We start from the raw sequence: 25,985 nt of genomic DNA, 5'->3' as shown, positions 1-25,985 counted from the left end.
CCAAAGGAGCGGCGGACCTTGTCCTGATCGCGGTGAAGCACCAGCACGTCGAGATCGCCGTGCTCGCGATACGGCTCACCAACGGCCAGCTCAATCGCGTAGCCTCCGGCGATCCACCAGGGGAAGTCGGCCCCCGCCAGCAACTCGGCGGTCTGTCGCGATGAGAGCGGAGCCCACCGTCCCCGCGCCGGCACGGTCGCGTGCGTGTCGTTCACGACACCCATCCTGGCATTCCGCACCGGGACGCGGAGCCGATCCGCGTACTGACCAGCACGTTGCTCTCGTTTCCGGCGCGCCGACTGATGACTCGGGCTGGCCATTGCCGCCCGCCTGGCCTGAGCTTCCCCCGCTGCGCGGGAGGTGGTGATTACCTGGTCAGGATGGGTGTGGGTGGTTCGACGGCCACCGGTTCGGCCGTCGCCTGGTCGGCGTAGTGCTTGGCTTCGAACTCGTCCGAGCTGAGCCAGCCGAGGCGCTTTTGGATGCGGCGGGTGTTGTACCAGCCGTCGATGTAGGCGAACAGTGCGATGTCGGCATCGGTGCGGGTCGCGAAGGTCGTGCGGCGCACGCACTCGGTCTTCAACACGCTCCAGAAGTTCTCCGCCAGCGCGTTGTCGAACGAGTCGCCCACGCTTCCCATGCTCGGCTCGATTCCCGCCTTCAGCAAGCGGGTTGTGAGCTTGAGGGACGTGTACTGGCAACCGTGGTCGCTGTGATGGACCAGCCTGCCGGGCTCGACTGGCCGACCGTGCAGCGCGTATTCCAGGGCGGTGAGAACCAGGTCGGCATCCGCCCGCTCCGAGGTGTGCCAGCCGACGATCCGGCGGGAGAAGGCATCGCGGATCGTGGCCAGCCACCACGGGCCCTCACCGGTTGGGATCAGCGAGATGTCGGCCACCCATAACCGGTTCGGTGCAGCGGCGGTGAAGTCGCGCTGCACCAGGTCCGGAGCGAGGTCGGCTACCGGGTCGCGGCGGGTGAATCCGCGGGGCCGGCGCGGGCTCACGCCTTGCAGGCCGGCCTGGCGCATCAGGCGCTCGACGCGTTTGCGGCCGACGCGGGTGCCCTCGCGCCGCAGGACGGCGTGGACACGCGGGGAACCGTAGGTTTCACCGGAGTCCGCGTGGATCCGGCGGACGGCCCCAGCCCGCCGTAGTGCGGCCGGTTCGGCTCGGCTTCCACCTCGTGCGCGACTTCCTTCCCGGTCAGCGCGAGCACGTAGAACAGGCCCCTGTCCTCCAGGCCGTGGCGGAAGGGGGTGCTGGTGCCGTAGCCCGCGTCCGCGACCACCACAGGAGCCGTCAGCCCCCATCCGGAGACGTTGTCGAGCAGGCTGAGCGCCAGGCGCCACTTCTCCTGGTGAACGGTGCCGTCCGGGATGCCGGCCCGGCGGCAGCGGTCCGACTCGTCAGTCCACTCCAAGGGCAGGTACAACTGCCAGTCCAGCGGACACGACGCGGTGTCCGTGGCAGCGTGGACGCTGACCGCGACCTGACAGTGAGTGGGGGTCACAGGATGAACGGGCGACTGGTTGGCGGGGCGGCCGGGGGACAGGATGGCCGGGCTGCGCGGCATTTCCTGTCCCTGTGTCACCCCGAAGGCAGTGATCATCCTTGACCAGTACCTCCGCAGCCCCGCCCGCTGAGAGTGTGGCCTCGTTCGACCGGTTGCGTTACGCGGGCGTCTTCGTACTGCTGTTCCTGTTCGGCACCGAGACCTTCCTGGTGTCGCCGCTGCTGCCGACCATCGCGGACTCGATCAAGGTCAGCGAGGCGGCCGCCGCGTCCAGCGTCACCGCGTACGTGCTGGTCTACGCGGTGTTCGCGCCTTTCCTCGGCCTGCTCAGCGACCGCTTCGGGCGCCGCCGCACGCTGGTGGCCGGGACGGTGCTGTTCGTGCTCTCCAATGTCGGGGCCGCCGTCTCCACCGATCTGGCGGGCCTGGTGCTCTCCCGGGCGCTGGCCGGGCTGGCCGCCGCCGCGGCCGGGCCGGCGATCTGGGCGCACATCGCCGAGACCGCCCCCGACGCCGTCCGGGGCCGGGCGCTGGGCCTGGGCATGGCGCTGTTCTCCTGCGGCCAGTTGATCGGCGTCCCGCTGGGCGGGTTCCTGGCCGGGGCGGCGGGCTGGCGGTCGGCGTTCTGGGCGCTGGCCGTCGGTACGGCGCTGGCCGTGCCGCTGCTGCTGCGGCAGGTCCCGGCGGGCGACCCGGCCGCGGAGCGGCCGGCCTCCGGCGGGGCCGTCCGGGCGCTGCTGGCGGGCTGGGGCGACCCGGTGTTGCGGCGGGCGCTGCTGGTGAACACCGTCTTCAACGCCGCCAACCTGGGGGCGTTCACCTTCCTCGGGGTGGTGCTGGTGCAGCGCTTCGACCTCTCGGTGCAGGCGCTCGGCCTGGTCGGCGTGCTGGTCGGCGCGGGCAGTGTGGCCGGTTCGCTGCTCGGCGGGCGGCTGGGCGACCGGGCCCGCGCCGCCGGGCGGCACAACCTGCCGCTGCTGCCGGTCTGGGGCGCGCTGCTGGCGCTCGGCATCCTGCTCACGGTCGAGGGGCCGGGCCTGGTGGTGGCGCTGGCGGGCGTGGTCGTCTGGTTCGTGGCCAGCGGCGGCTTCGTGACGGACCAGCAGACCCTGGCCGGCACGGTCGCCCCCGAGCTGCGGGCCACCTCCAGCGCCTGGCTGACCTCCACGATGTACGCGGGCACCGGGCTGGGCGCCTGGGCGATCGGGGCCTACGGCGACGCGGCGGACAGCACGCTGGTGGTCGGCACGGTGCTGGCGGTGGCGGCCGCGGCCGGGGCCCTGCTGGTCAGCACCTCGCTGCGGAACCGGCAGGCGGCCGGCTGAGCGGCGCCGGAGGGGAGCACCGAAGCCCGTGCGGGGTTCCGCACGGGCTTCGGCGTGTGCCGGGGCGGTGCGGTCAGCCCGCCTGCTGGACGGGCAGCGGGCGCAGCGGGCGGTCCACCAGGTCGGTCATCCGGCTGCGGTCCTCGGCGGCGACCGGGGTGAAGATCAGCACCAGGGCGGAGGGGTCGTCCACCGGGTGGAAGGAGGAGAGCGAGAGCCGGACGGGCCCGACGCCGGCCGGCTCCACGGTGACCGTGCGGGCGGTCAGTTCGGCCACCGAGTGGCAGCCCCACCAGTGGCGCAGCTCCGGTGCGTCCTGGTCGAGCCGGCGGTACACCTCGCCGGTGCGCGGGTCGGCGAGGGCCGGGCCGGCCTGGGCGCGGAAGTGCTGGAAGACGTTCATGGCCAGCGGCTCCCAGTCGCGCAGCACACCGCGCAGCCGGCGGTCGGCCGCCATCAGCCACATCAGGTTGCGCCGGTCGGCGGGGACGGCCTCCGGCGGGCCCCAGAGCGCGGCCCAGGCGGCGTTCCAGCCGAGCAGGTCGAAGTGGCGGTCCAGCAGCACGGCCGGGCTGGCCGGCCAGGAGTCCAGCACCGGCTGGACGGCGCCGGCCAGCCGGGCGGCGGCGCCGTCCGCCGGGGCGGCCGGCTCGTGGTAGCCGGCCAGCCGCATGGCGTGCCGCAGCCCGGCCGCGTCCAGCTGCAGCGCCCGGGTGACCGCCTCCAGGACCTGCCGGGAGGCGGTCACCCGGCCCTGCTCCAGCCAGGTGTACCAGGCCAGCCCGACCCCCGAGAGCGAGGCCACCTCCTCCCTGCGCAGGCCCGGGGTGCGGCGGCGCGCGGTGGACCGCAGGCCGACGTCGGCGGGCTTGAGCTGCTCGCGGTGGGCGCGCAGGAACGCTCCGAGCTCCTGGCTGGCGAGGGGAGTTGACATGGCGTTGGCTCCTCGGGGGGCGGGGCTGCGTCGTACCTCAGACTAGAGCGGCAGCCGTACGGGCGGGTCGCGCCCGGTGGCGCGGGCGGATCAGCGCGGCGCCAACCGCCAGAGCCGTACCGGCATGTGGCTCACCCAGCCGCGTTCGGCCTGGCGGCGGGCGGCGCTCTCGCCGACGGCCGTGAAGAAGGCGGGCCGCAGGGCGGGGGCCACCAGTCGGCTGTAGTAGTCGCCGAAGGTGGCCGCGTGGAAGTGCTCGTACTGGGCGGCGTCCCGGACGGCGACCACGGCGTCCCGCTCCAGGTACGACTCCACGGTGAAGAACTCGCCGAGCAGTTCGGCCAGGTCCTCGACCGTCCGCGTCCGGGTGGCGATCGGCAGCACCTCGCCGTCGCTGAACACCTGCGGCACCAGGGCGGGTTCGGTGCCGGTCGCGATCAGCGCGTCGCGGACGATCTCGTCCTCGCCGCCGAGCCCGTGAGCGTCCCGGGCGGGGTGGTAGGTGGTGAGCAGGAAGCGGCCGTCGGGGGCCAGCCGGTCGGCCACCCAGCGGAAGACGCGGTGCTCCACCGGGTACAGCCAGTGCAGCACCGAGGTCATGGTGACCACGTCGGCCCGGACGTCCAGCGGCTTCGGATCGGTCAGGTCGGCCCGGTGCAGGACGGTGCGGCCGGGGAAGCGGGCCAGCCGCTCGGTGGCCTCGGCTATCCGGTGCTCGGAGCGCTCCAGGCCGACGGCGAGCCGCAGCGAGGGGTGGCGGTCGAGGGCGGTCTCCAGCAACTGGCCGATGCCGCTGCCGAGGTCGACCAGGGTCTGCGGGCTGCCGGTGACCTGGTCGAGGACCCAGTCGCGGTCCTGGACCTGGCGCAGCCGACTGGCGTCGGCGTAGCCGGCCAGCGTGCCGGCCTGGATCTCGATGGCGGATGCGGTCACTGCCGGGCCTCCTCGGGGGCGGTGCCGGCCGCGGTGGCGGCGTGCGGCTCGGGGGCGGTGTCGATCAGGCGCAGCAGCCGTTCGCGGGTGCTGCTCTGGTCGTAGCGGTTGAAGATGTTGATCCGGTTGCGGGCGAGGTCGCCGCGGTGGACGTACTCGTAGAGGTCCTGGCGCTGGCCGAAGCCGTCGCCGGTCAGCTCCCAGGCCAGCCTGAACAGGCGGGACTTGTGCTCGGCGTCGATGTCCTTGCCGCGCATGTAGCGGTCGATGTGCGGGCGCAGCCGGGGGTTGGCGAGGTCGCCGGCGGTGGGCTGCATCAGCAGGCCGGAGGCACCGATCCTCCGGACGATCTCCACCGCGCTCGCCGCCACCTCGGCGGACCAGACCCGGCTGGCGGCGGTGTCGCCCGGCGCGAGCAGCCCGCTGTCGGTGACCCGGGCGCGGGCCTCGGCGGCGTCCAGGAAGTACTCGGTCAGCTCCGCGTACCCGGCCAGCCGGCCCAGGTCCTCCTGGATGTTGCGGAAGCCCTTCACCCCGATCGACTCGGCGACCAGGGTGGCGGTGGCCAGCAGGGTGCGCAGCCGCTCCCGGTAGCGGACGTGGCCGATGTAGGCGCTCCACGCGTTGATCCGGCCCAGGCCCACCCGGGCCAACTCGCCGTCGCGCAGCAGGAAGACGCGGTCCCAGGGCACCAGCACGTCGTCGAAGAACAGCATCGCGTCCTGCTCGTCGTACTTGGCGCCGAGCGGGTGGTCGTGGCCCCACGGGGCGCTGCCCAGCGGCTCCCGGCAGAGGGTGACCAGGCCGGGGGTGTTCAGCGGCAGCGCGAACCAGACCACGAACTGCTCGCCGCGCCGCTGGGTGAAGGAGGCGGAGAGGTAGACCAGCACCTCGTGGGCCAGCGGGGCGAGGGTGGTGAGCTGCTTGGCGCCGCGCACCACGATGCCGCGCTCGTTCTCCTCCAGAACGCGCAGGGCGAGGTCGGGCTCCTCCACCGGATCGGCGGAGCGGTCGATCTGCGGGTCGCCGAGCGCGTGCGAGAGGACGAGGTCGTTGTCGGCGCAGTGCCGGTACCAGGCCTCCGCGTTGGCGCCGAACCGCTCGTCGTTGCGGGCCAGCTGGTGGCGGAAGTCGTAGACGCCGAGCGCGATGGAGGCCATGAAGGAGGGCGAGCGGCCGTGCTGGCCCAGCGCCTCGGCGTGCCAGAACTCGGCGCTGCGGCGCTGGAGGCGCAAGTCCTCCAGGGTGCGCGGCGGGGCGTAGGCGCGGGCGATCCGGCGGCCGGTGTCCGGGTCCTGCACGGTCAGCAGGGAGCGGTGCTCGGGGTCGTGCTGGAGGTCGAGCAGCCGGGCCAGCTCCAGGGCGGCGGGGCGGAAGGCGGGGTGCTCGGCCGGGTTGGCGACGCGCTTGCCGTCCAGGTAGAGCTCGCGGCCGTCGTCGAGTTCGGCCAGGTACCGCTCGCCGGTGAGCAGTCCCCGTCCGGTGGCCGGCGTGTCCAGCAGGGTCATGCGGAGGCTCCTGTCGAAGTCATGGTCGGGACGTCGGTGGGCTGCTTGTCGGTGGGCTGTCTGTCGGTGGGCTGTTCGTCGGTGAGGGCGGCTGCGGGACCGGTGAGGGCCGGATCGGTGAGTGGGCGGGCCAGCGCGCGGTAGTGGCCGTCGTGGTACAGCAGCGGCTCGCCCGGGGCGCCGTCGGTGGCGGCCACCTCGCCGACCAGCAGGGCGTGGTCGCCGCCGGGCAGGATCGCGTGCAGCCGGCAGTCGAACCAGGCCAGGCAGTGGTCGACCACCGGCGCGCCGGTGACCTCCACCCGCATCGGCACGGTGGTGAACATGCCGAGCGCCCGGCCCGCGCCCGGGGTGGCGAAGCGGCGTCCGACCGCCTCCTGGCGGGTGGTCAGCACCGAGACCGCGAACCGGCCGGAGTCCCGGACGGCCGCCGCCAGCGGGCTGCGGACGGCCACCGCCACGCTGACCAGCGGCGGGTCCAGGGAGAGCGTGCCGAAGGAGGAGACCGTCTTGGCGAAGACCTCGTCGCCGTCCCGGGTGGTGAGCACCGCGACCCCGGTCGTCCAGTGGCGGGCGGCCGCCCGGACGTCCTGCGGCTCCACGGGCCGGTGCCTGCGCACGGGGCTCATCGGAGCGCCACCCGGTACGCGCGCAGCCACTCGTCCAGCTGCACCAGGTGGTCCAGTCCGCCGACCGGGTTGGGCGCGGTGCGGGGGCTCGGCAGCGGTCGGCCCTCGGCCAGCAGCCGGCGTACGGCGGCCCGGTCCACCAGGTCGAAGACCGGCGCCTGCGGGTCGGCCAGCAGGGCTTGCGCCCGCTCGGTCAGCACCTCCGTGTAGCGGACGGCCGGGGTGGACGGGTAGCCGCTCTTCGGCCGGTCCGCCACCTGCGGCGGCAGCAGGTCCCGGACGGCGTCCCGCAGCAGGCCCTTCGGTCTGCCCTCCGGCGCCTTCAGCGCCCAGGGGACGTTCCACAGGTACTCCACCAGCCGGTGGTCGCAGAACGGCACCCGGACCTCCAGGCCGACCGACATCGACACCCGGTCCACCCGGTCCAGCAGCGGCGGCAGCCAGCGGGTCAGCGCCAGGTGGAACACCTCGCGCACCCGGGCGTCCGCCGCCGACTCGCCGGCCAGGCGCGGGACTTCGGCGATCGAGTCGCGGTAGGCCGCGGCGGTGTACTCGGCCGGGCGGACCTCGGCCGCCACCTCCGCGCGCAGCAGGTCGGCCGGGGTGGCGCGGCCGTGCAGCCAGGGGAAGGTGCCGGAGGCCAGCGCCGCCGCGTCGTGGAAGTACGGGTAGCCGCCGAAGATCTCGTCGGCCGCCTCGCCGGACAGCGCCACCGTGGAACGCCGGCGCACCTCGCGGAACAGCAGGTGCAGCGAGGCGTCCATCTCGCCCCAGCCCGGCCGGTCGCGGGCCGCCAGCACCACGTCCCGGGCGGGCAGCAGGTCGTCGTCCGGCACCAGGACGGCCGTGTGCAGCGTGCCGATGTGCTCGGCGGCGGCCTGCACGTACGGTGCGTCCAGGGTGGTGCGCCAGGCGTCCGGGGTGCGGTCGGCGCTGCCGGGGAAGTCCACCGAGAAGCTGGTGATCTTGCCCTGGCCGGCCCGCTCCCGGGCGATCGCGGCCAGCGCGGTGATGGCGCTGGAGTCCACCCCGCCGGACAGCAGGGTGCAGAGCGGCACATCGCTCAGCAACTGCCGCTCCACCGCGTCCGCCAGCAGCTCCCTGACCGTCGCCCGGGTGCGCTCCGGAGAGTCCTCGTGCGGGCGCGACTCCAGCCGCCAGTACCGGACCTCGGTGGTCGCCGACCTGGTCACTCGTACCAGCCGGCCCGGCCGGACCTCGTTCAGCCCCCGGAAGAGCCCGTGGCCGGCGGTCGGGGCGGCGGGCAGCGCGAAGAGCTCGGCCACGCCCTGGGCGTCCAGCTCGGCGCGGAACAGCGGATTGGCCAGCAGGGCCTTCGGCTCGGAGCCGAACAGCACCCCCGAGCGGTGGGCGTGCCAGTAGAGCGGCTTGATCCCCAGGTGGTCCCGGACCAGCAGCAGTTCCTCATCGCGGGCGTTCCACAGGGCGTAGGCGAAGATTCCGTTGAAGCGCTCGGGGGCGGCGGCGCCCCACTGGAGATGCGCGCGCAGCAGCACCTCGGTGTCCGAGTCCGTCCGGAAGACGTGCCCGTGGGCCTCCAGCTCCCGCCGCAGCTCACGGTAGTTGTACAGCTCGCCGTTGTAGCCCAGGACGACCTGCGGGGCGTGCGGGGCGTCCGCCAGCGGCTGCACGCCGCCGTCCAGGTCGATCACCGACAGCCGGCGGTGGCCCAGCGCGAGGTGCCGGGACAGCCACACCCCCTCGGCGTCCGGGCCCCGGCACGCCAGGGTGCGGGTCATCTCCCGGACCGTCCGCTCCTCGCGGCGCAGGTCCGCCTCCCAGTCCAGCCAGCCTGTCACACCGCACATCACGCCTCCTGGCGGGGATCGGAATCGGAAGGGGCCGAGGCCTCCCAGCGGCAGCCGTGGCCCGTCGGGCCGCTCAGCAGCCGGACGGCCGGGCGGAAGCCCTTGGCGCGGATGTTGGAGGACACCGCCTCCGTGCAGTACGTGCAGGGGGAGGCCAGGGTGAGGCGGACACCGGAGCGGCGGGCCTGCTCGCGGTAGTCCCAGATGGCGCAGTGGGTGATGGTCAGCGCGGAGTGCTCCGCAGGGTCCTGGCCGGTGCTGCGGTCCTCGTCGAACTCGTAGTCGGAGCCGTACAGTTCGGCCTGGCGGGCGAGGCGGTGCATCGGATCGGCGGCGCCGCGGCCGTAGTCCGGCTCCACCTCGCGGTGCACCTCGGCGTTCGACCGGGCCCACTCGGCGAGCACCGGCTCGCCGTACCGGGACACCAGGAAGCGCTCCATCAGCGCCTGGCCCCGGAAGAACACCCGCTGCCACTCGGGCGCGCCGGCCGAACCCTCCTCGGGGAGGTCCGCGAACACGGCGGACTGCAGGGCGAACCAGTCGGTCAGGTGGACCTCGTCCCCACGGGACACCAGGAACCTGGTCAGGCCGGCCTCGGCCTCGTGCAGGCGGCGGCGCCACAGCGCCGAACGCTCGGCGTCCGACATCGAACGGTAGGGGGACGGGGGCAGCTCGGGCGGCAGACCGGGGCCGGCCACCGGTAGAACGGCGGTGGCCGGCGCGGGCGGTACGGCACCCTCGGGCGGAATGCTCAACGGGTCACTCCCTTCGGCGGATCGCGGTGTCGCAACCGTATGAAGGGGGGTGGTGGGGGGAGTAGCCCCGAACGGACCCACTGGTGGCGACGATCGGAGACCGGGAGTGCGCCGAAGGTCGCCCTCGGAGGCGTGCGGTGGCTGGGGTGGGAGCGGGGTGGGTGGGGGTGGTTGCGGGTGGGGCGAGTGCGGGGTGGGGGGCTGGCGCTGCGCGCGGTTCCTCGCGCCCCCGAGGTCGGTGGTGGGTCAGCCGGCGAGGCCGTGGCGGTGGGCGTAGAGGGCGGCGCGGAGGCGGTCGGAGTGGCCGGTCTTGCGCATGGCGGAGGTGAGGTGCTTCTTCACGGTGGCTTCCGCGAGGGCGAGTTCGCGGCCGATCTCGGCGTTGCTGAGGCCCCGGGCGAGCTGGGCGAGGACTTCGCGTTCGCGTTCGGTCAGGCCGACCTGCTGGAGGGGCGGTTCGGCGGCCTGGCCGGCCAGGCTGGCGGGGTGGACGCGGGCCGGGGGCGGGGCGGGGAGGAAGACCGAGCCGCCGGCGGCGGCGAGTTGGACGGCGCCGATGATGCGGTCCTCGGGCAGGTCCAGCGGGAAGCAGCCGACGGCGCCGGCCAGCAGGATGCGGCTGGCCTCGGCGGTGGACTCGGCGCGTCGCAGCAGGACGACCCGGGCGTCCGGGGCGCCCTCCGGCCCGCGCAGGGCGACGGCGGCGGCCAGGTCCTCGCCGAGCGAGGCGCCCCGGCCCAGCAGGACGACGTCCGGCCGGACCCGGCGGACGGCGGCCACGGCGGCGGCCGGGTCCCCGGTGCTGCCGACCACGGTCAGCCCCGGCGCCGTGGCCAGTACGGACCGCAGGCCGGCACTGGCCACCGGGTGCCGTTCGACCAGGAAGACCCGGGTGGCGCCGGCCGCGGCCTCCTCGCTGCCGCACATCGCGTGCCCGCAGTCGCAGGAGGAGGCCGGTGCGGCGGGCTGCGGGCCGGGCTCGGCCAGCAGCTGGTGACCGGCGATCAGGTCGAGCGGGTTGTCGATCTCGCTGTGCAGTGCCTCGGCCCCGATCACCGGGCCGACACCGATGTGGGAGAGCCGACGGGCGCTGCCCCGGTGCGGGGCCCGGTGCGGATGCGGGTCGCGGGCGCCGGTGGGGAGCGCGCGCTGGGGGGCGTAATGGGCGGGTGCGTGCTGCGACAGGGCGTACTGCGGCATGGCGGGTGCGGTCCCCTCGGACGTGGCGGGCCGGCTCGTGGGCACGGTTGCTGCGGCGGGGCCTGGTACGGAGGTCGCGGGCCGGAGGCGGCGGGCGGCGGGGCGTACGGGCCTGGTGCGGGAGCGCTGCTGCCGGGGTCGGGGCTCGGCGTCAGCGCTGGAGAGCGCGAGGACACAGCTCGTCGAAACACCTGCGGTGCCACGAGCCGCCGATACCGACCAGGGTGTAGCCGGTCCGCCGGATTGCCATGCCAACAGGGTAGTTCCGGGCCTCGTAGCAGGTCAAGGACGGGACGGCGGTCCGGCGGAGGCGGTAGCCGACTGCCCCGCGCGGCCGATCCTATGACCGGGGGTAACAGCATGAACTGCTGACTGGCTGTCAACGCCGCCCATCGGCGACCTTCATGACGTCGGCCTTCCGCCGCCCACCCGGTGCGCCGAGCCGTTCCGACGTGCCCCGGACCGTTCCGGCGCGTCCCGGCCCGCCGCCAGGGCCGCCCCCTCGAAGGTCCCCCGCAGACTGCCCGCCGGTGCCACCGGCCCCGTCCGGAAAGGAATTCCGCCATGCCCGCCGCCGACCACCGGACGGCCGCCCTTCCCGGCGCGGCCCAGCCCCGAGGGGTGCGCGGATGACCGGGTTCCTGCTGCGCCGTCTGCTGCTCGCGGTGCCGACCCTGCTCGGGGTGACGGTGGTGGTGTTCGCCACGGTGGCCCTGGTGCCGGGCGATCCACTGACCGCGCTGCTGGGGCCGGGCGCCCCGCCGGAGGCCCGCCGCGAGCTGTCCGAACGACTGGGCCTGGACGAGCCGTTGCCGCTGCGCTACCTCGGCTGGCTGGGCGAGGCGGCCGGCGGCGACCTCGGGGTCTCCATCTCGGCGCAGCGCCCGGTGGCCGAACTGCTCGGCTCCGCGCTCGGCCAGACCCTGCTGCTGGCCGGCGCCGCCTTCCTGCTGGTGCTGGCCGGCGGGGTGCTGCTGGGGGCCCTCGGCGCGCTGCGGCCGAACGGCCCGCTGGGCCGGCTCTGCGACGCGCTGGGCACGCTGGCGGTCTCCGCGCCGCAGTACTCGGTGGCGCTGCTGCTGATCGCGGTGTTCGCGGTCAACCTGCGCTGGCTGCCGGCCGGCGGCACCCACGACGTGTTCGGCGGCGGCGGCGCGGGCGACCTGCTGCGCCACCTGGTGCTGCCCGCCGTGGCGGCGGCACTCGTACCGCTGGGCCTGACGGCCAAGGTGTTCCGGGCGGCGCTCTCCGCCGTGCTGGCGGGGGAGTTGGCGGACAGCCTGCGGGCCCGCGGCCTGAGCCGGTTCGCGGTGCTGCGGCACTGCGTGCACAACGCCTCGCCGGCCCTGCTGACCATCGGCGGCCTGCAACTCGCCTACCTGCTGGAGGGCGTGGTCTTCGTGGAGACCCTGTTCGCCTGGCCGGGCGTCGGCCGGCTGCTGTACGACGCGCTGACCGCCCGCGACCTGCCGCTCGTCCAGGGCGGGGTGCTGGTGGTGGCGGTCGCCTTCGTCGGGATCAACCTGCTGGTGGACGCCGCGCACGCGGCGATCGACCCGCGCGTGCGGAGCTGACCGTGACGCTGACCGCCAAGCCCGCCAAGCCCGCCAAGCCCGCCAAGCCCGCCAAGCCCGCCGGACCCGTCGGGCCCGGAGCCGTTCGGCGCGCCCCCCGGGACGTCCTGCTGCTGCTTTCCGCCGGGGCCGCCGCCCTGCTGGTGCTGCTCGCCCTCGGCGCGCCGCTGGTGGCCCCGCACGACCCGGCGGCCGGCTCGCTGGAGGACCGGCTGCTCGACCCGGGCGCCCCCGGCCACCCGCTCGGCACCGACGGCCAGGGCCGGGACGTGCTCAGCCGGCTGATCTGGGCCGGCCGGGCCTCGCTGGTCGGCGGCCTGGTACCGGTGCTGGTGGCCGTCACCGCCGGCACCCTGCTGGGCATCGCCGCCGGGCTGGGCGGCCGGGTCACCGAGCAGGCGCTGCTGCGCACCCTCGACGTGCTGTACGCCTTCCCCGGAGTGCTGCTCGCCATCGCGGTGGCCACCCTGCTGCGGCCCGGCCTGGGCGCCACCGTGCTCGCGCTCTCGGTGGTGCTCACCCCGGCGGTGGCCCGGGTGGCCTTCACCGAGGTGCGGCGCATCCGCACCGCCGAGTACCTGGAGGCCGCCCGGGTCAGCGGGGCCGGCGGGCTGGATCTGGCGGTGCGCCAGGTGGTGCCGGTGGTCGCGCCGGTGGTGCTGGTGTACGCGGCCTCGCTGGTCGGCCTGTCCGTGGTGTACGCGGCCGGGCTGTCCTTCCTGGGCCTGGGCGTGGCGCCGCCCACCGCCGAGTGGGGCGCGATGCTCGACGAGCTGCGCCCCAGCCTGTTCACCCACCCGTGGGTGGCGGTGCAGCCGGCCCTGGTGATCCTGCTGGTCTCGGTGGTCTTCAACACCCTCGGCGAGCGGCTGCGCCGACGGATCGGCGACAGCGGAGCACACCTTCCGGAGGCGGGCCGATGAGTGTCCTGGACGTGGCCGGACTGGCCGTGGAGTACCCCGGCGGAGTCCGGGCGGTGGACGGGGTCTCCTTCTCCGTCGGCGCGGGCGAGGCGCTGGTCCTGCTGGGCGAGTCCGGCAGCGGCAAGACCACCGCCGCCCGTACGGTGCTCGGCCTGCCCGGGCGCGGGGCCCGGGTCAGCGGCTCGGTGACGCTCTCCGGCACCGACCTGCGGGCCCTGGACGCCCGGGGCTGGTCCCGGGTGCGCGGCGCCCGGATCGGCTACGTCCCGCAGGACCCGACCGGTTCGCTGGACCCGCTGCGCCGGATCGGCCCGCAGCTCGCCGAAGTCCTGCTGCGCCACCGGCGGGCCGACGGCCGCCGGGCCGCCCGGGAGGCCGTGCCCGCCCTGCTCGCCGAGGCCGGGGTGGCGGAGCCGGAGCGCGTCGCCCGCGCCTACCCGCACGAACTCTCCGGCGGGCTGCGCCAGCGCGCGGCCATCGCCATCGCGGTCTGCTGCGGCCCCGAGCTGCTGATCGCGGACGAGCCCACCACCGCCCTGGACGCGCTGGTGCGGGGCCGCGTCCTCGACCTCTTCGACGAACTGCGCCGCCGGCGCGGCATCGCCCTGCTGCTGGTCACCCACGACCTGACGGCGGCCCGCCGGATCGGCGGCCGGGTGGCCGTGCTGCGGGCCGGCCGGATCCTCGGCACCGGGCCGACCGAGCAGGTGCTCGGCGCGAGTCCCGGCACCGCCGCCGATGCCGATGCCGAAGCCGACCCTGCCGCCGATGGCCTGCCGGCCGCCGTACCGGGAGGCCGTCGATGAGCGCCGAGTCCGCCGAGTCCGCCGCCGGTACGCCGCTGCTGGAGATCGCCGAGGCCCGCAAGGGCTTCCGCCGGGGCACCCTCGCCCTGGACGGCGTCAGCCTGCGGGTGGCACCCGGCGAGACGGTCGGCCTGGTCGGCGAGTCCGGCTCCGGCAAGTCCACGCTGGCCCGGCTCGCCCTGGGCCTGCTCGCCCCCGACGAGGGCACCGTCCGGTTCGCCGGACAGGACCCGTACGGGCTGCGCGGGCGGCGGGCCCGATCCGTCCGCGCCCGGCTCCAGTTCGTGCCGCAGCACCCGCGCGGCTCCCTCAACCCCGCGCTGCGGGCCGGCGAGGCGGTGGCCACCGCGCTGCGCCTGCACGGCACCCCGCGCCGGGAGCGGCCCGCCGCCGTGGCGGAGCTGTTCGGGCAGGTCGGCCTGGGCGCCGAGCTCGCCGCGCGCTACCCCCGGGAGCTGTCCGGCGGGCAGCTCCAGCGGGTGGCCGTGGCCCGGGCCCTGGCCACCCGGCCGGACCTGGTGGTCTGCGACGAGCCGACCTCCGCCCTGGACCCCGCGACGCAGGAACGCCTGCTGGACCTGCTCGCCGGACTCCAGCAACGCACCGGCCTGGCCTACCTGTTCATCTCGCACGACCTGGCGGTGGTCCGCCGGATCGCGCACCGGGTGCTGGTGCTGAGGCACGGCCGGGTGGTCGAGGAGGGCAGCGCCGACACCCTGTGGTCGGCCCCCGCCCACCCGTACACCCGGGCCCTGCTGGCGGCCGCCGAGTGCGGGCCGGCGCCCACCCTCCAGGGCGCCCGCGACTGAGCCCGTCCACAACCGCACGTCCCGCCGCCCCGTCGCCGCCCTTCCATCCCCCGACCGCGCGCCCTGCCGCCGCCCCTCCGCCGCCCCTTCCCCGTCCCCGTACCCGCCGACCCGGCCAGCGACAAGGAACAGCCATGACGCACCACCGCCCCGCCCGCATCAGCCCCAGAGCCGTCGCGCTGCCGGCCGCCGCCGTCGTGCTGCTCGCCACCGCGGGCTGCGGCTCCGGGGCGGAGGCCCCGGCCGCCGGCGGCGAGGGCCGGGGCGGCACCCTGGTGGTCGGCGCCACCGGCAAGCTGCCCAACCCCGACACCGTGATCGGCGGGGCCGGCTTCGAGGGCAAGCGACTGGTCAGCTTCCAGATCTACGAGGGACTGACCCGCTACGACCTGTCCGCCACCGACCGCCCGCCGGCCGTCACCGGCGCGCTCGCCGAGTCCTGGAAGGTCGCCGAGGACTCCCGCACCTGGACCTTCGAGCTGCGCAAGGGCGTCACCTTCCAGGACGGCACCCCCTTCGACGCCGACGCCGTGCTGTTCAACCTGGACCGCTACCTCAACAAGCAGAGCGAGCACTACACCGACGCGATCGGCGCCGCCGCCGAGGAGTACGCGGGCTCCATCGCCACCTACCGCAAGCTCGACGCCGACCACGTCGAACTGGTCACCAAGGACCCCAACGGCCACTTCCCCGAGGACCTGGCGCACGTCCTGATCGCCAGCCCCACCGCGGTGAGGAAGACCGGCTCCAAGGACTTCGCCAAGCAGCCCGTCGGCACCGGCCCGTTCTCCTTCGTCTCGCACACCGAGGGCCAGCAGATCGAACTGGCCGCCAACAAGTCCTACTGGCGCGGCGCGCCCAAACTGGACCGGCTGATCGTCAAGCCGCTGCCGGACGCCGCCGCCCGCACCGCCGCACTGCGCTCCGGCGGGGTCAACTGGATCGAGTACCCCAACCCCGACGACATCGAGAGCCTCCAGCGGGACGGCGTCCGGATCGCCACCAACAGCTACGACCACATCTGGTACTGGATCCTCGACACCTCCAAGGCGCCCTGGAACGACCCCCGGGTGCGCAAGGCCGCCAACTTCGCCGTCAACCGGCAGGCCATCGCCGAGAAGCTGCTGCGCGGCACCGCCGACCCGGCCCTCCAGGCCGCGCCGCGCGCCACCTCCGCCTACGACCCGGCCGGCGACGCCTACGGCTACGACCCGGCCAAGGCCAAGGCGCTGCTCGCCGAGGCCGGGGTGGCCGGCGGCTTCAGCACCTCCGTCACGGTGCCCACCGGCGGCTCCGGCAACCTGCTGCCCGTGCCGATCGCCGAGGCCATCCAGCGCGACCTGGCAGCCGTCGGCATCAAGGTCGAACTGCGCACCACCGACTGGTCCACGCTGATCGGCGCCGAGGCCAAGGGCCAGGTCGCGCTCGGCTCGGACGCGATCGCGCAGTCCACCACACTGTTCCAGTCCGAGGCGCTGCTGCCGCTGTTCATCGGCTCCAAGAGCCCGTTCTGGACGGGCCACTACAGCAACCCCGAGGTCGACGAACTGCTGAAGTCCGCCTCCGCCCAGCCCGACCAGGCCAAGCGGCAGGCCGACTACCGGCAGGCGCTCTCCCTGGTGACCGCCGACGCGCCCTGGCTGTTCGTGGTCAACGACCGCAACCCGCGCGCCCTCTCGCCCAAGGTGCAGGGCCTGGTGCAGCCGCAGTCCTGGTTCATCGACCTGACCACCGTCTGGGTCGGCAAGAAGTGACCCCCGTACGAGAGAAGGCCGCTCGATGACCACCCCGCACGCACCCGACCGCCGCGCCGAGCCGCCGAAGTGGGGCATCACCCTCCCCCTGCCCGGCCTGACCATCGACCGGCACCGCTTCATCGTCGAACGGCTGCCGGACCTCGGGTACACCGACGTCTGGAGCGCCGAGGGCGGCGGCACCGACGCCTTCACCCCGCTGGCCGCCACCGCCGCCTGGTCCCCCTCGCTGCGGATCGGCACCGGCATCGTCCCGGTGCACACCAGGGGCCCCGCCGTACTCGCCCAGACCGCCGCCACCCTGGCCCAACTCGCCCCCGGCCGCCTGTTGCTGGGAATCGGCGCCTCCGTGCCGGCGCACGTCACCGACATCAACGGCATCCCCTTCGACGAACCGTTCAAGCGCACCCGGGACGTGCTGCGCTTCCTCACCCGAGCGCTGCGCGGCGAGCACATCGCCGGGGACTTCGACACCTTCTCGATCACCGGCTACCGGCTGCCGCACCCGCCGGTCGAACCGGTCAAGGTGATCCTGGGTGCGCTGCGCCCCGGCATGCTGAAGCTCGGCTTCAACGAGGGCGACGGCGCGATCACCAACCTGCTCTTCCCCGAGGACGTGCCCAAGGTGCTGGACGCCGTCGGGCCGCAGCCGCCGGGCAAGGAACTGGTGGTCAAGGTGTTCGTCTGCCCCACCGAGGACGCCGACTACGCGCACCGGGCCTCCCGGCCCTTCCTGGCCTGGATCCTCAACCGCGAGCCCTACCGCAAGTTCCACGAGTGGCTGGGCCACGGCGACCTGCTGAAGGAGGCCCACGAGCGCTGGGCGGCCGGCGACCCGGAGGGCTCGCAGCGGGCGCTGCCGGACGAGGTGGTCGACGGCCTGTTCGTCTCCGGCTCGCCCGAGGAGTGCCGGGAGCGCATCCTGCGGTACCACCGGCCCGGCGTCACCACCATCCAGCTGTACGTGTCGCTGCCGCCCGAGGTGTTCGTCAGCCGGGCCCGACTGCTGGACACCCTGGCCCGGCTCGGCCCGGCCGCCGGGTAGCGCCGCCGGGCAGCGCGCCCCGGTCCATGGCGCCCGGCCCCTGCCCGGGTACGGCCCGGCAGGGGCCCGGGCAGGGCGCGCACCCCCCCGTAAACCCGCGAACGCGGAGGCAGAGCAATGGAGTTGGAGATCCGGGGCGGCGTGAGAGCCGCCCCCGTACACGGCCGGACCCCGCGCGAGCGGCAGGCGCTGCGCTTCGCCCCGGACCTGCGGGAGCGCGCCGCCGACCCCGGGCACGTCGCCCGGACGGCGCGCGAGAACGAGGAGGACGGGCTGGACAGCGCCCTCGTGGTGCAGTCCAGCTCCTGGCCGGACCCGTGGCTGGTGGCCACCTGGGCCCTGGCCGCCACCAGCCGGCTGCGGATCGCCGTCGCCCACCGCGTCGGCACCACCGCGCCCACCGTCGCCGCCCGCCAACTGGCCACCCTGGACCGGCTGTCGGGCGGCCGGGCGGCGGCCCACGTGATCGTCGGCTCCAGCGACCTCGACGTCGCCCGGGACGGCGACCTGCTCGGCAAGCAGGACCGCTACCGGCGCGCCGACGAGTACCTCACCCTGCTGCGCCGCTCACTGACGGCGGAGGAGGAGTTCGACCACAGCGGCGAGTTCTACCGCGTCCAGGGCGCCCGCCCCGGGCTGCGGCCCGAGCCGCGCGGCGAACTGCTCTCCTTCGGGGGCTCCTCCCCGCAGGGCGTGCGGCTGGCGGCCCGGCACGCCGAGGTGTACGCCGTACCTGCCCTGCCGCTGCCCGACACCCGCCGCCGGATCACCGAAGTCCGGGAGGCCGCCGCCGGGTTCGGGCGGGTGGTGCGGATCTGGCGGCACCTCACCCTGGTGCTGGCCGACACCGACGAGGCCGCCCGGGACAAGGTCCGCGAGCTGCGCCGGGAGGCGCTGCGGCTCACCGCCGGCCCGGACGGCCACCGGTTCGCCCAGGCCGTCGCCCTGGACCGCGACCGCGAGCGGGGCCGGGCCGCCGAGGAGCGGCCGGGCGAGCAGGTGGCCGCCTACGTCCGCCGCTCCTTCGCCGCCGCGTACGCGGGCTCGCCCGCCACCGTCGCCCGCCGGATCAACCTGCTGCGGGCGGCCGGGGTGGACATCGTCCAGCTCGACCTGTCCACCGAGACCGACCAGGACCGGGCCCTGCGGCGGGAACTCGTCGCGCTGCTCCGCTCGCCCGCGGCGGCGGCCGCCCGACAGCGGGGCTGGTAGCCGCGGGCCCGTCCGGGGTGCCGCCGTGACGTGCCGTCAAACGCCGTTACGTGCCATGAACCGCTGTGTACGGCCGTGTACCGCCGCGGTCTGTTGTGAAGCGCCACGAAGCGCCACGAAGCGCCACGAACTGCCATGACCCGCCACGACCTCAGGGAGACCAGATGGCCAAGCGCCTGTTCACCTCCGAGTCCGTCACCGAGGGACACCCGGACAAGATCGCTGACCAGATCAGCGACACCATTCTCGACGCCCTGCTGAAGGAGGACCCGAAGTCCCGGGTCGCGGTCGAGACGCTGATCACCACCGGCCTGGTGCACATCGCCGGCGAGGTGACCACGACGGCGTACGCGCCGATCGCGCAGCTGGTGCGGGAGAAGATCCTGGAGATCGGCTACGACTCCTCGAAGAAGGGCTTCGACGGGGCGTCCTGCGGTGTGTCGGTGTCGATCGGCGCGCAGTCGCCGGACATCGCGCAGGGTGTGGACACCGCGTACGAGGCCCGGGTCGGGGGCGCCGGCGAGGGCCAGGAGGGGGACGACCTGGACCGGCAGGGTGCGGGCGACCAGGGGCTGATGTTCGGGTACGCCTCGGACGAGACGCCGGAGCTGATGCCGCTGCCGATCACGCTGGCGCACCGGCTGGCCCGCCGGCTGTCGGAGGTCCGCAAGAACGGGACGATCCCGTACCTGCGTCCGGACGGGAAGACCCAGGTCACCATCGAGTACGACGGGGACCGGGCCGTCCGCCTGGACACCGTAGTGGTCTCCACGCAGCACGCCGGCGACATCGACCTGGAGTCGCTGCTCACCCCCGACGTCCGCGAGTACGTGGTCGAACCCGTACTGGCCGAATTCGCCATCGACGCCTCGGACCACCGGCTGCTGGTGAACCCGACCGGCCGGTTCGAGATCGGTGGTCCGATGGGCGACGCGGGTCTGACGGGCCGGAAGATCATCATCGACACGTACGGCGGTTTCGCGCGGCACGGCGGCGGGGCGTTCTCGGGCAAGGACCCGTCGAAGGTGGACCGTTCGGCGGCGTACGCGATGCGGTGGGTGGCGAAGAACATCGTGGCGGCGGGTCTGGCGCGGCGGGCCGAGGTGCAGGTGGCGTACGCGATCGGGAAGGCCGAGCCGGTGGGCCTGTTCGTGGAGACCTTCGGCACGGAGACGGTGGACGTGCTGAAGATCCAGGAGGCCGTGGTGAAGGTCTTCGACCTGCGGCCGGCCGCGATCATCCGGGACCTGGACCTGCTGCGGCCGATCTACGCGCAGACCGCCGCGTACGGGCACTTCGGCCGCGAGCTGCCGGACTTCACCTGGGAGCGCACCGACCGCGTCCAGGAACTCAAGGCGGCCGCCGGTGTCTGAACACGGCGCCGTGGTGGTCAGCGGCTCCATCGCCACCGACCACCTGATGACCTTCCCCGGCCGCATCGCCGAACAGCTCCTGCCCGAGGAACTGGACCGGGTCTCGCTCTCCTTCCTGGTCGACGGCCTGGAGATCCGGCGAGGCGGCGTCGGCGCCAACATCGCGCTCGGGCTGGGCCGGCTCGGACTGCGGCCCGTGCTGGTCGGGGCGGTCGGCGCCGACCACGCCGAGTACGACACCTGGCTTCGCGCCAACGGCGTCGACACCCGGGGCGTGCTCACCGACCCCGAACTGTTCACCGCCCGCTTCCTGTGCACCACCGACCGGGACCAGAACCAGATCGCCTCCTTCTACCCCGGCGCGATGAGCCGGGCCGCCGACATCGACCTGCACGAGGTCCTGGCCCGCACCGGCCCGGCCCGGATCGTGCTGATCGGCCCCGACGACCCCGGCGCGATGCTGCGCCGCACCGAGGAGGCCCGCAGCGCCGGCATCCCGTTCGCCGCCGACCCCTCCCAGCAACTCGCCCGCCTCACGGGCGAACAGGCCCTCGTCCTGGTGGACGGCGCGGCCCTGCTCTTCACCAACGCCTACGAACGGAGCCTGCTGCTGCGGCGCACCGGCCTCACCGAGGAGGACCTGCTCAAGCGGGTCGGCACCTGGTTCACCACCCTGGGCGCGGACGGCGTCCGGATCGAACGCCAGGGCCACCCGCCCATCGACGTCCGCCCGCCCCGCGAACTGCGCCGCGCCGACCCGACGGGCGTCGGCGACGCCTTCCGCGCCGGCGTCCTCGCCGCGGACACCTGGGGCCTCTCCCTACGGGCCGCCGCCGAAGTCGGCTGCCTGCTCGCCACCCTGGCCCTGGAATCCGTCGGCACCCAGGAGTACGACCTCCGTCCCGAAACCTTCCTCACCCGCCTCGCCACCACCTACGGCCCCGAAGCCGCCACCCACGTCCGCCCCCACCTCCCCACCCCCTCCTGACCGGCCCACCGCCCGGCACCGGACGGACGTCACCGGCACTCCGTCCGGTGCCGGGCCGCTCCTGCCCGGTGCGACACCTGGGACCGGCCGACCGGCCGACCGGCAGCACCGGACACCGCGCCGGGTTCCACGACAGCCGACAGGGGACCGATGCCCGGCCGGCTCGCCCCGCCGCAGGCCGAGCTCACCCCGTCGGCCGGGCCGAGGTCGAGGGCCGGGCTGCTGTTCCGGGCCGTCGCCCCGGGGCCGCTCAGTCGGCGGGAGGGGTGCGCACGGGTGCAACTCCCGCCGCGGCGGGGGCCGGATCCGGCGCGTCGGCCGCTCCGGCGGGAGGAGTGGGCCGCACGAACCAGGCGACGGCGAAGGCGAGGACGGCCAGGAGCGAGGCGCTGGCGACGACCCCGTGCAATCCGCTGGTGACGGCCGTCTCGACGGCGTCGCGGGTGGGCGCCGGCATGTCCTTCAGTACGGCGGGGGTGAGCTGTCCGCCGGAGGTGAGGTCGCGCTCGGCATCGGGCCCGAGGCGGTCGGCCAGCACCGTGCTCATCCGGTCGGCCTGGACCGCTCCGAGGACGGCGACCCCGAGGGAGCCGCCGATGGTGCGGGCCAGGGTGACCGTCCCGGTGGCGGCACCCATGTGGCGCTTCGGGGCGTTGTTCATCGTCGTCAGCATGGTGCTCTGCAGCAGGACGCCGACGCCGAGGCCCATGACGAGGGTGAGAGCCGAGGCGATGGCGACCGGGGTGCCCGTGCCGAGCAGGAGGAGCACCAGCGTGCCGAGGAGCATCACGGCGCTGCCCGCGATCGGCAGGACGCGGTCGAGGCCGCCGCGGTCGGTCAAGCGCCCGGTGAGCAGTTGGGCCGACAGCATGCCGGTCATCATCGGGAGGATCAGCATGCCGCTCGCCGTGGACGAGGCGCCCTGGACGAACTGCAGGTACTGCGGGAGGTAGTTGAGTACGGAGACCATGGTGGCGCCGACCAGGAAGCTGATCACCTGGGCGAGACCGAACTCCCGGTTGCGGAACAGCACGAGCGGAGTGATCGGCTCGGCCGCCCGCTGTTCCACGCGGACGAACCAGGCCAGCACGAGCACGGACAGCGCGCCGAGTCCGAGGATCTGGGGGGACAGCCAGGCATAGCTGTTGCCGGCCCAGGTGCCCACCAGGGTGATCGCCAGGATGCCGGTGGTCAGCAGGAGCGTGCCGAGGTAGTCGATGCGGCCGCCCTTGACGGGTTCGCCGCCCGTTCGCACGCCGCGGGCGGCGGCCAGCAGGGCGACCAGGCCCACGGGGACGTTCACGTAGAAGGTCCAGCGCCAGTGCGCGTAGTCGGTGATGAACCCACCGAGCAGCGGACCTCCGACGAAGGCCACCGGCAGCATCACCCCGATCAGCGACTGGATGCGTCCCCGTTCCTCGGCGGCGGCCAGGGCACCGATGACGGAGAGCGCCCCGACCAACAGGCCGCCCGCGCCGAGGCCCTGGAGGGCGCGGAAGGCGATCAGCTGCGGCATGTCCTGGGCCGTGCCGCACAGGACCGACCCGAGCAGGAACAGTCCCACGGACGCGAGGAAGGCGCCCTTGCGGTGGTAGAGGTCGCCCAGTTTGCCCCAGACCGGGGTGGCGGCGGACATTGCCAGGAGGTACGCCGTCACCACCCAGGAGAACCGGTCCAGGCCGCCGAGGTCGCCCACGACCGTGGGCAGGGCGGTGCTGACGATCTGTCCGTCGAGTGTCGCCAGCACGATCCCGAGCATCAGCCCGACGAGGCCGAGGCGGGACAGCGGGCGGTCGGTGGAACCGGCCGGCGCCGCGGATCCTGCGGGTCGGGCCGCTCCGGCCCGGTGGTCGTTCATCGCTGCCCCCCAAGGCGTGCGTGACTGCCCGTCAGGCGGCGTACGGCTTGGTGAGCTTGGCATCCCGCAGGACCTCGCCCCACCAGGCCAGTTGGTCGAGCATGCCCTTGGCGGCAACCTCGGACGCGGGGTCGGTCGGTCGGCCCTCGGCGTCGAAAGTCCGGCCGAAGTTGTGGAAGCTCACGGTGTTGCGGATGGTGACCGAGTGCACCTCGGCGAGCACGACCCGCAGGTGCTCGACGGCGCGCAGACCGCCGGAGAGGCCGCCGTAGGACACGAAGCCGACCGGCTTGGCGTGCCACTGCTCGTTGTGCCAGTCGATGAGGTTCTTCAGCGAGGCCGGGAAGCTGTGGTTGTACTCCGGGGTCACAATGACGAATGCGTCGGCCGCGCTCAGCCTGGTCGTCACCGCGCCGACCTGGGTGGTGACATCCCCGGGCAGCGGCTTCGTGAAGTCCGGGAACACCGAGGGAAGGGGGGTCTCCACGAGGTCGATGCGGTCCGCCGCCATGTCGTCGCGCTGGGCGATGTGGGAGATCACCCAGTCGGCGACGACGGGCCCGAACCGCCCTCCGCGGGTGCTGCCGATGATCACCGCGACCTGCAGGGGGTTGTGCTGCGCACTCATGGATGTCTCCCTGGTGTTGTGTGCGTCACGTCGGTAACGTACAACGTACACATCCGTGCGTACATCGTCTACTGGAAAATACAACGTACACTGATGCTGACTGTGAGGAGCCTGTCGATGTCTGCTGGGGACAAGGTGGAACGGAGCAAGGGGACGGAGAAGGAGAATGTCACCCTGTGGGAACGGCTTGAGCGCCCGTCGCCGACGGCCCGCACGCCGTTGAACCCGCGGCGCATCGCCGAGGCGGCGGTGGAGATCGCCGACCTGGAGGGCATCGACGCCGTCACCATGCGGCGTCTGGCCACAGTGCTCGGCGTGGCCCCGATGGCCGCCTACCGGTACGTCTCCTCCAAGGACGAACTCCTGGAGCTGATGGTCGACCACGTGTACGGGGAGGTGGAACTCCCTCTGGAGGGCTCCGGCTGGCGGCAGGTCATGCGGGAACTCGCCGTGCGCCTCCTGGACGTCGGCCGCAGCCACTCGTGGGTCACCCGGGTGGGCTGGTCCGGGCTGACCCCCAACCAACTCGCGGTACCGGAGACCGCGCTCGCCGTGCTCGGCGCGGAGGGACTCGACGCCGACACCGCGATGGCCGTTTACAGCACCGTCACCTCGTACGTGTGGGGCGCCCTCAACGCGGAGATCGGCCTGACCCAGATGCTGGAGTCGCGGGGCTGGGCCAGTTACGACGAGGCGCGCTCCGGGCTCGCCCCGCAGATGGCCTGGCTGGTGAAGACCGGACGCTATCCGATGTACACGCGCTACCTCGGCGAGGCCACCCGCAAGGGCGACCTGCAGTGGCAGTTCGAGACCGGTCTCGACTGTGTCCTCGATGGTGTCGCCGGTCGGCTGAAGATCACGGACGGACCGGTGGGCGACCGGTAGGGCCCCGAGGCCGACGGGCCCCGGGGCCTGCCGAGTGCCGGCCGGCAGCTGTGGCGAAGCCGGCGGTGGGGTGACCTCGCCGGCAAGGTCCCGAGGTGGCGAGGAGCGCCGTCAGTGTTCGGCAGACAGCTGGAGCAGTGGCCGCATGCCCGAGGCCGGTGGCCGCCGGCCGGCGGAGATCTCAAGCGGAGCCGCACGGAGCACTCCACGACGCCGCTACGAGGCTCCTTCTCCCACCGGGCCCGGCCGCCAGGCCGAGCGGCGGCCTCCTCCCGGCGGCCCTCGACGGACGGCTGCAGAGGCAGCCCCTCCCGATCCGGTGCGGGCCGCACCTCTGTGATTCGCGGGGTGGTTCCGGGGCGCGGTCGACGAGGGGTGCCCGGCGCATAGAGGAAATAGAGGAGAGGGCACCAGCCTGACGGATATGCAGAGGATGTGGAAAGCTCCGAAGTTGCTCCTGGTTGCCGCCGCGGCGGGGGCGGTGCTCATGGTCCCGGCCGGGCCGGCCGGTGCCGCCCCGAGTGCTGGTGCGGTGGCGGTGGATGTGCCCTGCGGGACCTCTTACCCGGGTCCGGGGCGCGCGTACTACCGGAACTGTGAGGATCACGCCGTCAGGGTCGCCGGGCAGTATGACGACGGCCCGGGTTTTACGCGGTGCGTTCGGGCCGGTGAGACCGCGACATTCGGTCCGGACACGTGGATCGTGAGCAAGTTGGCGGACCACTGCTGACCTCGCTGCTTGCGAACAGTTGATCGGGGCGTCGCCTGAGGAGGCGGCGCCCCGATCGGTTTGGGGGGCGGCCCGCCCCTAACGCCTCTCCCGGCGACCAGTGGTGAGGCTGTGTCAGGTGGCCGGTGCTGAGGGGGCGGTGGCGGTGTTCGGCGGGGCCGCGAGGTGTCGGAACTGGCTGCGGAAGTAGAGGAGCGGGTCGCCGCTGCCCCAGGCGACGCCGGTGACCCGGCCGACCACGATGGTGTGGTCCCCGCCGGGGAGCGCCTCGTGCACCCGGCAGTCGATCCAGGCGAGCGCGTCGGCGAGGTGGGGGCTGCCGGAGATCGGGGACGGGTGCCACTCCACGCCCGAGAAGCGTTCCTCCTGCTGCCCGCTGCCGAACCGTCGGCCGAGCGCCTCCTGGTCGGAGGCCAGCACATTGGCGCTGAACACGCCGCTGCGGACGATCCGGGGCAGGCTCCGTGAGCCGTTCCCGGCCGCGAAGGTGACCAGTGGCGGGGTGAGCGACAGCGCGGTGAGGGATTGGCAGGTGAAGCCGAGAGGCTCGTCGTCCTGGGCGGTGATGACGGCGACCCCGGTGCAGAAGTGGCCGAGTGTGGTGCGGAACTCCCGCTCGTCGGGTGCGAAGAACCGCGGGGCCGGCGGCCGTCCGGCGGGCGACGGGGCCCGCGGCGGCCGTGGGGCGGTGCGTGTGCCGGGTCCGATCGGACTGTCCATGCCGGTCACCGTCGGCGGGGCTGCTATGCGACGCCTATAAGTGATCGCCGGA

At 74.1% G+C, this 25,985-nt stretch carries 23 protein-coding genes and 1 pseudogene; 11 read left to right on the top strand and 13 right to left on the bottom strand.

The features are described from left to right. Positions 1 to 68: 68 nt before the first annotated feature. The 3 genes and pseudogenes from ACFC0B_RS24985 to ACFC0B_RS24975 form a co-directional block, all read right to left on the bottom strand. A pseudogene (locus ACFC0B_RS24985) lies at positions 69 to 224 on the bottom strand (amino acid transporter); the annotation flags it as partial. Between the two features lie 143 nt (positions 225 to 367). Continuing rightward, complete coding sequence (locus ACFC0B_RS24980; RefSeq protein WP_376090309.1) at positions 368 to 1,129, bottom strand: IS3 family transposase; 762 nt, start codon at positions 1,127 to 1,129, stop codon at positions 368 to 370. After that, the gene (locus ACFC0B_RS24975) at positions 1,030 to 1,611 is read right to left on the bottom strand and encodes a transposase (RefSeq protein ID WP_376089814.1); all 582 of its coding nucleotides are present in this window, start codon (positions 1,609 to 1,611) and stop codon (positions 1,030 to 1,032) included. The genes ACFC0B_RS24980 and ACFC0B_RS24975 overlap by 100 nt, the downstream gene beginning before the upstream one ends. 2 nt (positions 1,612 to 1,613) lie before the next feature. On the opposite strand from ACFC0B_RS24975, the gene ACFC0B_RS24970 reads away from it, so the two are divergent. Beyond that, complete coding sequence (locus ACFC0B_RS24970) at positions 1,614 to 2,840, top strand: MFS transporter (protein ID WP_376089811.1); 1,227 nt, start codon at positions 1,614 to 1,616, stop codon at positions 2,838 to 2,840. A gap of 73 nt (positions 2,841 to 2,913) precedes the next feature. Here the strand turns inward: ACFC0B_RS24970 and ACFC0B_RS24965 are convergent, their stop codons facing one another. The 7 genes from ACFC0B_RS24965 to ACFC0B_RS24935 all read right to left on the bottom strand — a co-directional run bounded on the left by ACFC0B_RS24965 (position 2,914) and on the right by ACFC0B_RS24935 (position 10,628). Continuing rightward, the gene (locus ACFC0B_RS24965; protein ID WP_376089808.1) at positions 2,914 to 3,774 is read right to left on the bottom strand and encodes a helix-turn-helix domain-containing protein; all 861 of its coding nucleotides are present in this window, start codon (positions 3,772 to 3,774) and stop codon (positions 2,914 to 2,916) included. Between the two features lie 90 nt (positions 3,775 to 3,864). Continuing rightward, positions 3,865 to 4,707: a class I SAM-dependent methyltransferase gene (locus tag ACFC0B_RS24960; protein WP_376089805.1), complete on the bottom strand. Its 843-nt coding sequence runs from the start codon at positions 4,705 to 4,707 to the stop codon at positions 3,865 to 3,867. After that, on the bottom strand, positions 4,704 to 6,215 hold the full coding sequence (locus ACFC0B_RS24955) for a 4-hydroxyphenylacetate 3-hydroxylase family protein (protein ID WP_376089802.1): 1,512 nt from the start codon (positions 6,213 to 6,215) through the stop codon (positions 4,704 to 4,706). The genes ACFC0B_RS24960 and ACFC0B_RS24955 overlap by 4 nt, the downstream gene beginning before the upstream one ends. Continuing rightward, on the bottom strand, positions 6,212 to 6,835 hold the full coding sequence (locus ACFC0B_RS24950; protein ID WP_376089799.1) for a flavin reductase family protein: 624 nt from the start codon (positions 6,833 to 6,835) through the stop codon (positions 6,212 to 6,214). The genes ACFC0B_RS24955 and ACFC0B_RS24950 overlap by 4 nt, the downstream gene beginning before the upstream one ends. Before the next feature lie 5 nt (positions 6,836 to 6,840). Then, on the bottom strand, positions 6,841 to 8,673 hold the full coding sequence (asnB, locus tag ACFC0B_RS24945) for an asparagine synthase (glutamine-hydrolyzing) (protein WP_376089796.1): 1,833 nt from the start codon (positions 8,671 to 8,673) through the stop codon (positions 6,841 to 6,843). Further along, positions 8,673 to 9,320: a hypothetical protein gene (locus ACFC0B_RS24940; RefSeq protein ID WP_376089793.1), complete on the bottom strand. Its 648-nt coding sequence runs from the start codon at positions 9,318 to 9,320 to the stop codon at positions 8,673 to 8,675. Before ACFC0B_RS24940 ends, asnB begins: the two co-directional genes overlap by 1 nt. A 354-nt stretch (positions 9,321 to 9,674) precedes the next feature. Then, positions 9,675 to 10,628, bottom strand: coding sequence for a LuxR C-terminal-related transcriptional regulator (locus ACFC0B_RS24935; protein ID WP_376089790.1), 954 nt, complete (start codon positions 10,626 to 10,628; stop codon positions 9,675 to 9,677). A 629-nt stretch (positions 10,629 to 11,257) separates the two neighbouring features. On the opposite strand from ACFC0B_RS24935, the gene ACFC0B_RS24930 reads away from it, so the two are divergent. The 9 genes from ACFC0B_RS24930 to ACFC0B_RS24890 all read left to right on the top strand — a co-directional run bounded on the left by ACFC0B_RS24930 (position 11,258) and on the right by ACFC0B_RS24890 (position 21,112). Beyond that, positions 11,258 to 12,202 carry an ABC transporter permease gene (locus tag ACFC0B_RS24930; protein WP_376089787.1) on the top strand — a complete coding sequence of 315 codons (945 nt, stop codon included), beginning with the start codon at positions 11,258 to 11,260 and terminating at the stop codon, positions 12,200 to 12,202. A 2-nt stretch (positions 12,203 to 12,204) separates the two neighbouring features. Then, the gene (locus ACFC0B_RS24925; RefSeq protein WP_376089784.1) at positions 12,205 to 13,125 is read left to right on the top strand and encodes an ABC transporter permease; all 921 of its coding nucleotides are present in this window, start codon (positions 12,205 to 12,207) and stop codon (positions 13,123 to 13,125) included. Next, positions 13,122 to 13,931, top strand: coding sequence for an ATP-binding cassette domain-containing protein (locus ACFC0B_RS24920; protein WP_376089781.1), 810 nt, complete (start codon positions 13,122 to 13,124; stop codon positions 13,929 to 13,931). The genes ACFC0B_RS24925 and ACFC0B_RS24920 overlap by 4 nt, the downstream gene beginning before the upstream one ends. Beyond that, complete coding sequence (locus tag ACFC0B_RS24915; protein WP_376089778.1) at positions 13,928 to 14,740, top strand: ABC transporter ATP-binding protein; 813 nt, start codon at positions 13,928 to 13,930, stop codon at positions 14,738 to 14,740. The genes ACFC0B_RS24920 and ACFC0B_RS24915 overlap by 4 nt, the downstream gene beginning before the upstream one ends. Before the next feature lie 134 nt (positions 14,741 to 14,874). Continuing rightward, entirely contained in the window at positions 14,875 to 16,494 is a 1,620-nt protein-coding gene (locus ACFC0B_RS24910; RefSeq protein WP_376089775.1) for an ABC transporter substrate-binding protein, read from the top strand. A 25-nt stretch (positions 16,495 to 16,519) separates the two neighbouring features. Then, positions 16,520 to 17,539 (top strand): LLM class F420-dependent oxidoreductase, encoded by a 1,020-nt coding sequence (locus ACFC0B_RS24905; protein ID WP_376089772.1) that lies wholly within the window; start codon positions 16,520 to 16,522, stop codon positions 17,537 to 17,539. 117 nt (positions 17,540 to 17,656) lie between these two features. After that, complete coding sequence (locus ACFC0B_RS24900) at positions 17,657 to 18,751, top strand: LLM class flavin-dependent oxidoreductase (RefSeq protein ID WP_376089769.1); 1,095 nt, start codon at positions 17,657 to 17,659, stop codon at positions 18,749 to 18,751. 164 nt (positions 18,752 to 18,915) lie between these two features. Further along, the gene (gene metK / locus ACFC0B_RS24895) at positions 18,916 to 20,124 is read left to right on the top strand and encodes a methionine adenosyltransferase (protein WP_376089766.1); all 1,209 of its coding nucleotides are present in this window, start codon (positions 18,916 to 18,918) and stop codon (positions 20,122 to 20,124) included. Positions 20,125 to 20,170: 46 nt separating this feature from the next. Beyond that, positions 20,171 to 21,112: a carbohydrate kinase family protein gene (locus tag ACFC0B_RS24890; RefSeq protein WP_376090306.1), complete on the top strand. Its 942-nt coding sequence runs from the start codon at positions 20,171 to 20,173 to the stop codon at positions 21,110 to 21,112. Positions 21,113 to 21,362: 250 nt separating this feature from the next. Here the strand turns inward: ACFC0B_RS24890 and ACFC0B_RS24885 are convergent, their stop codons facing one another. Both ACFC0B_RS24885 and ACFC0B_RS24880 read right to left on the bottom strand, forming a co-directional pair. Beyond that, a complete protein-coding gene (locus ACFC0B_RS24885; protein ID WP_376089763.1) occupies positions 21,363 to 22,970 on the bottom strand; it encodes a DHA2 family efflux MFS transporter permease subunit in 1,608 nt (535 codons plus the stop codon). Between the two features lie 31 nt (positions 22,971 to 23,001). Beyond that, entirely contained in the window at positions 23,002 to 23,598 is a 597-nt protein-coding gene (locus ACFC0B_RS24880) for an NADPH-dependent FMN reductase (RefSeq protein WP_376089760.1), read from the bottom strand. Positions 23,599 to 23,715: 117 nt separating this feature from the next. On the opposite strand from ACFC0B_RS24880, the gene ACFC0B_RS24875 reads away from it, so the two are divergent. Then, positions 23,716 to 24,483 (top strand): TetR/AcrR family transcriptional regulator, encoded by a 768-nt coding sequence (locus ACFC0B_RS24875; RefSeq protein ID WP_376089757.1) that lies wholly within the window; start codon positions 23,716 to 23,718, stop codon positions 24,481 to 24,483. An 844-nt stretch (positions 24,484 to 25,327) separates the two neighbouring features. On the opposite strand, the gene ACFC0B_RS24870 is transcribed toward ACFC0B_RS24875, so the two are convergent. Further along, the gene (locus ACFC0B_RS24870) at positions 25,328 to 25,933 is read right to left on the bottom strand and encodes a flavin reductase family protein (RefSeq protein WP_376089754.1); all 606 of its coding nucleotides are present in this window, start codon (positions 25,931 to 25,933) and stop codon (positions 25,328 to 25,330) included. Positions 25,934 to 25,985 lie beyond the last annotated feature (52 nt).

Source organism: Kitasatospora sp. NPDC056184, assembly GCF_042268405.1.
Classification (GTDB): Bacteria; Actinomycetota; Actinomycetes; order Streptomycetales; family Streptomycetaceae; genus Kitasatospora.
The sequence above is the reverse complement of the archived record's forward strand: the minus strand, read 5'-3'. Positions and strand labels throughout refer to the sequence as shown.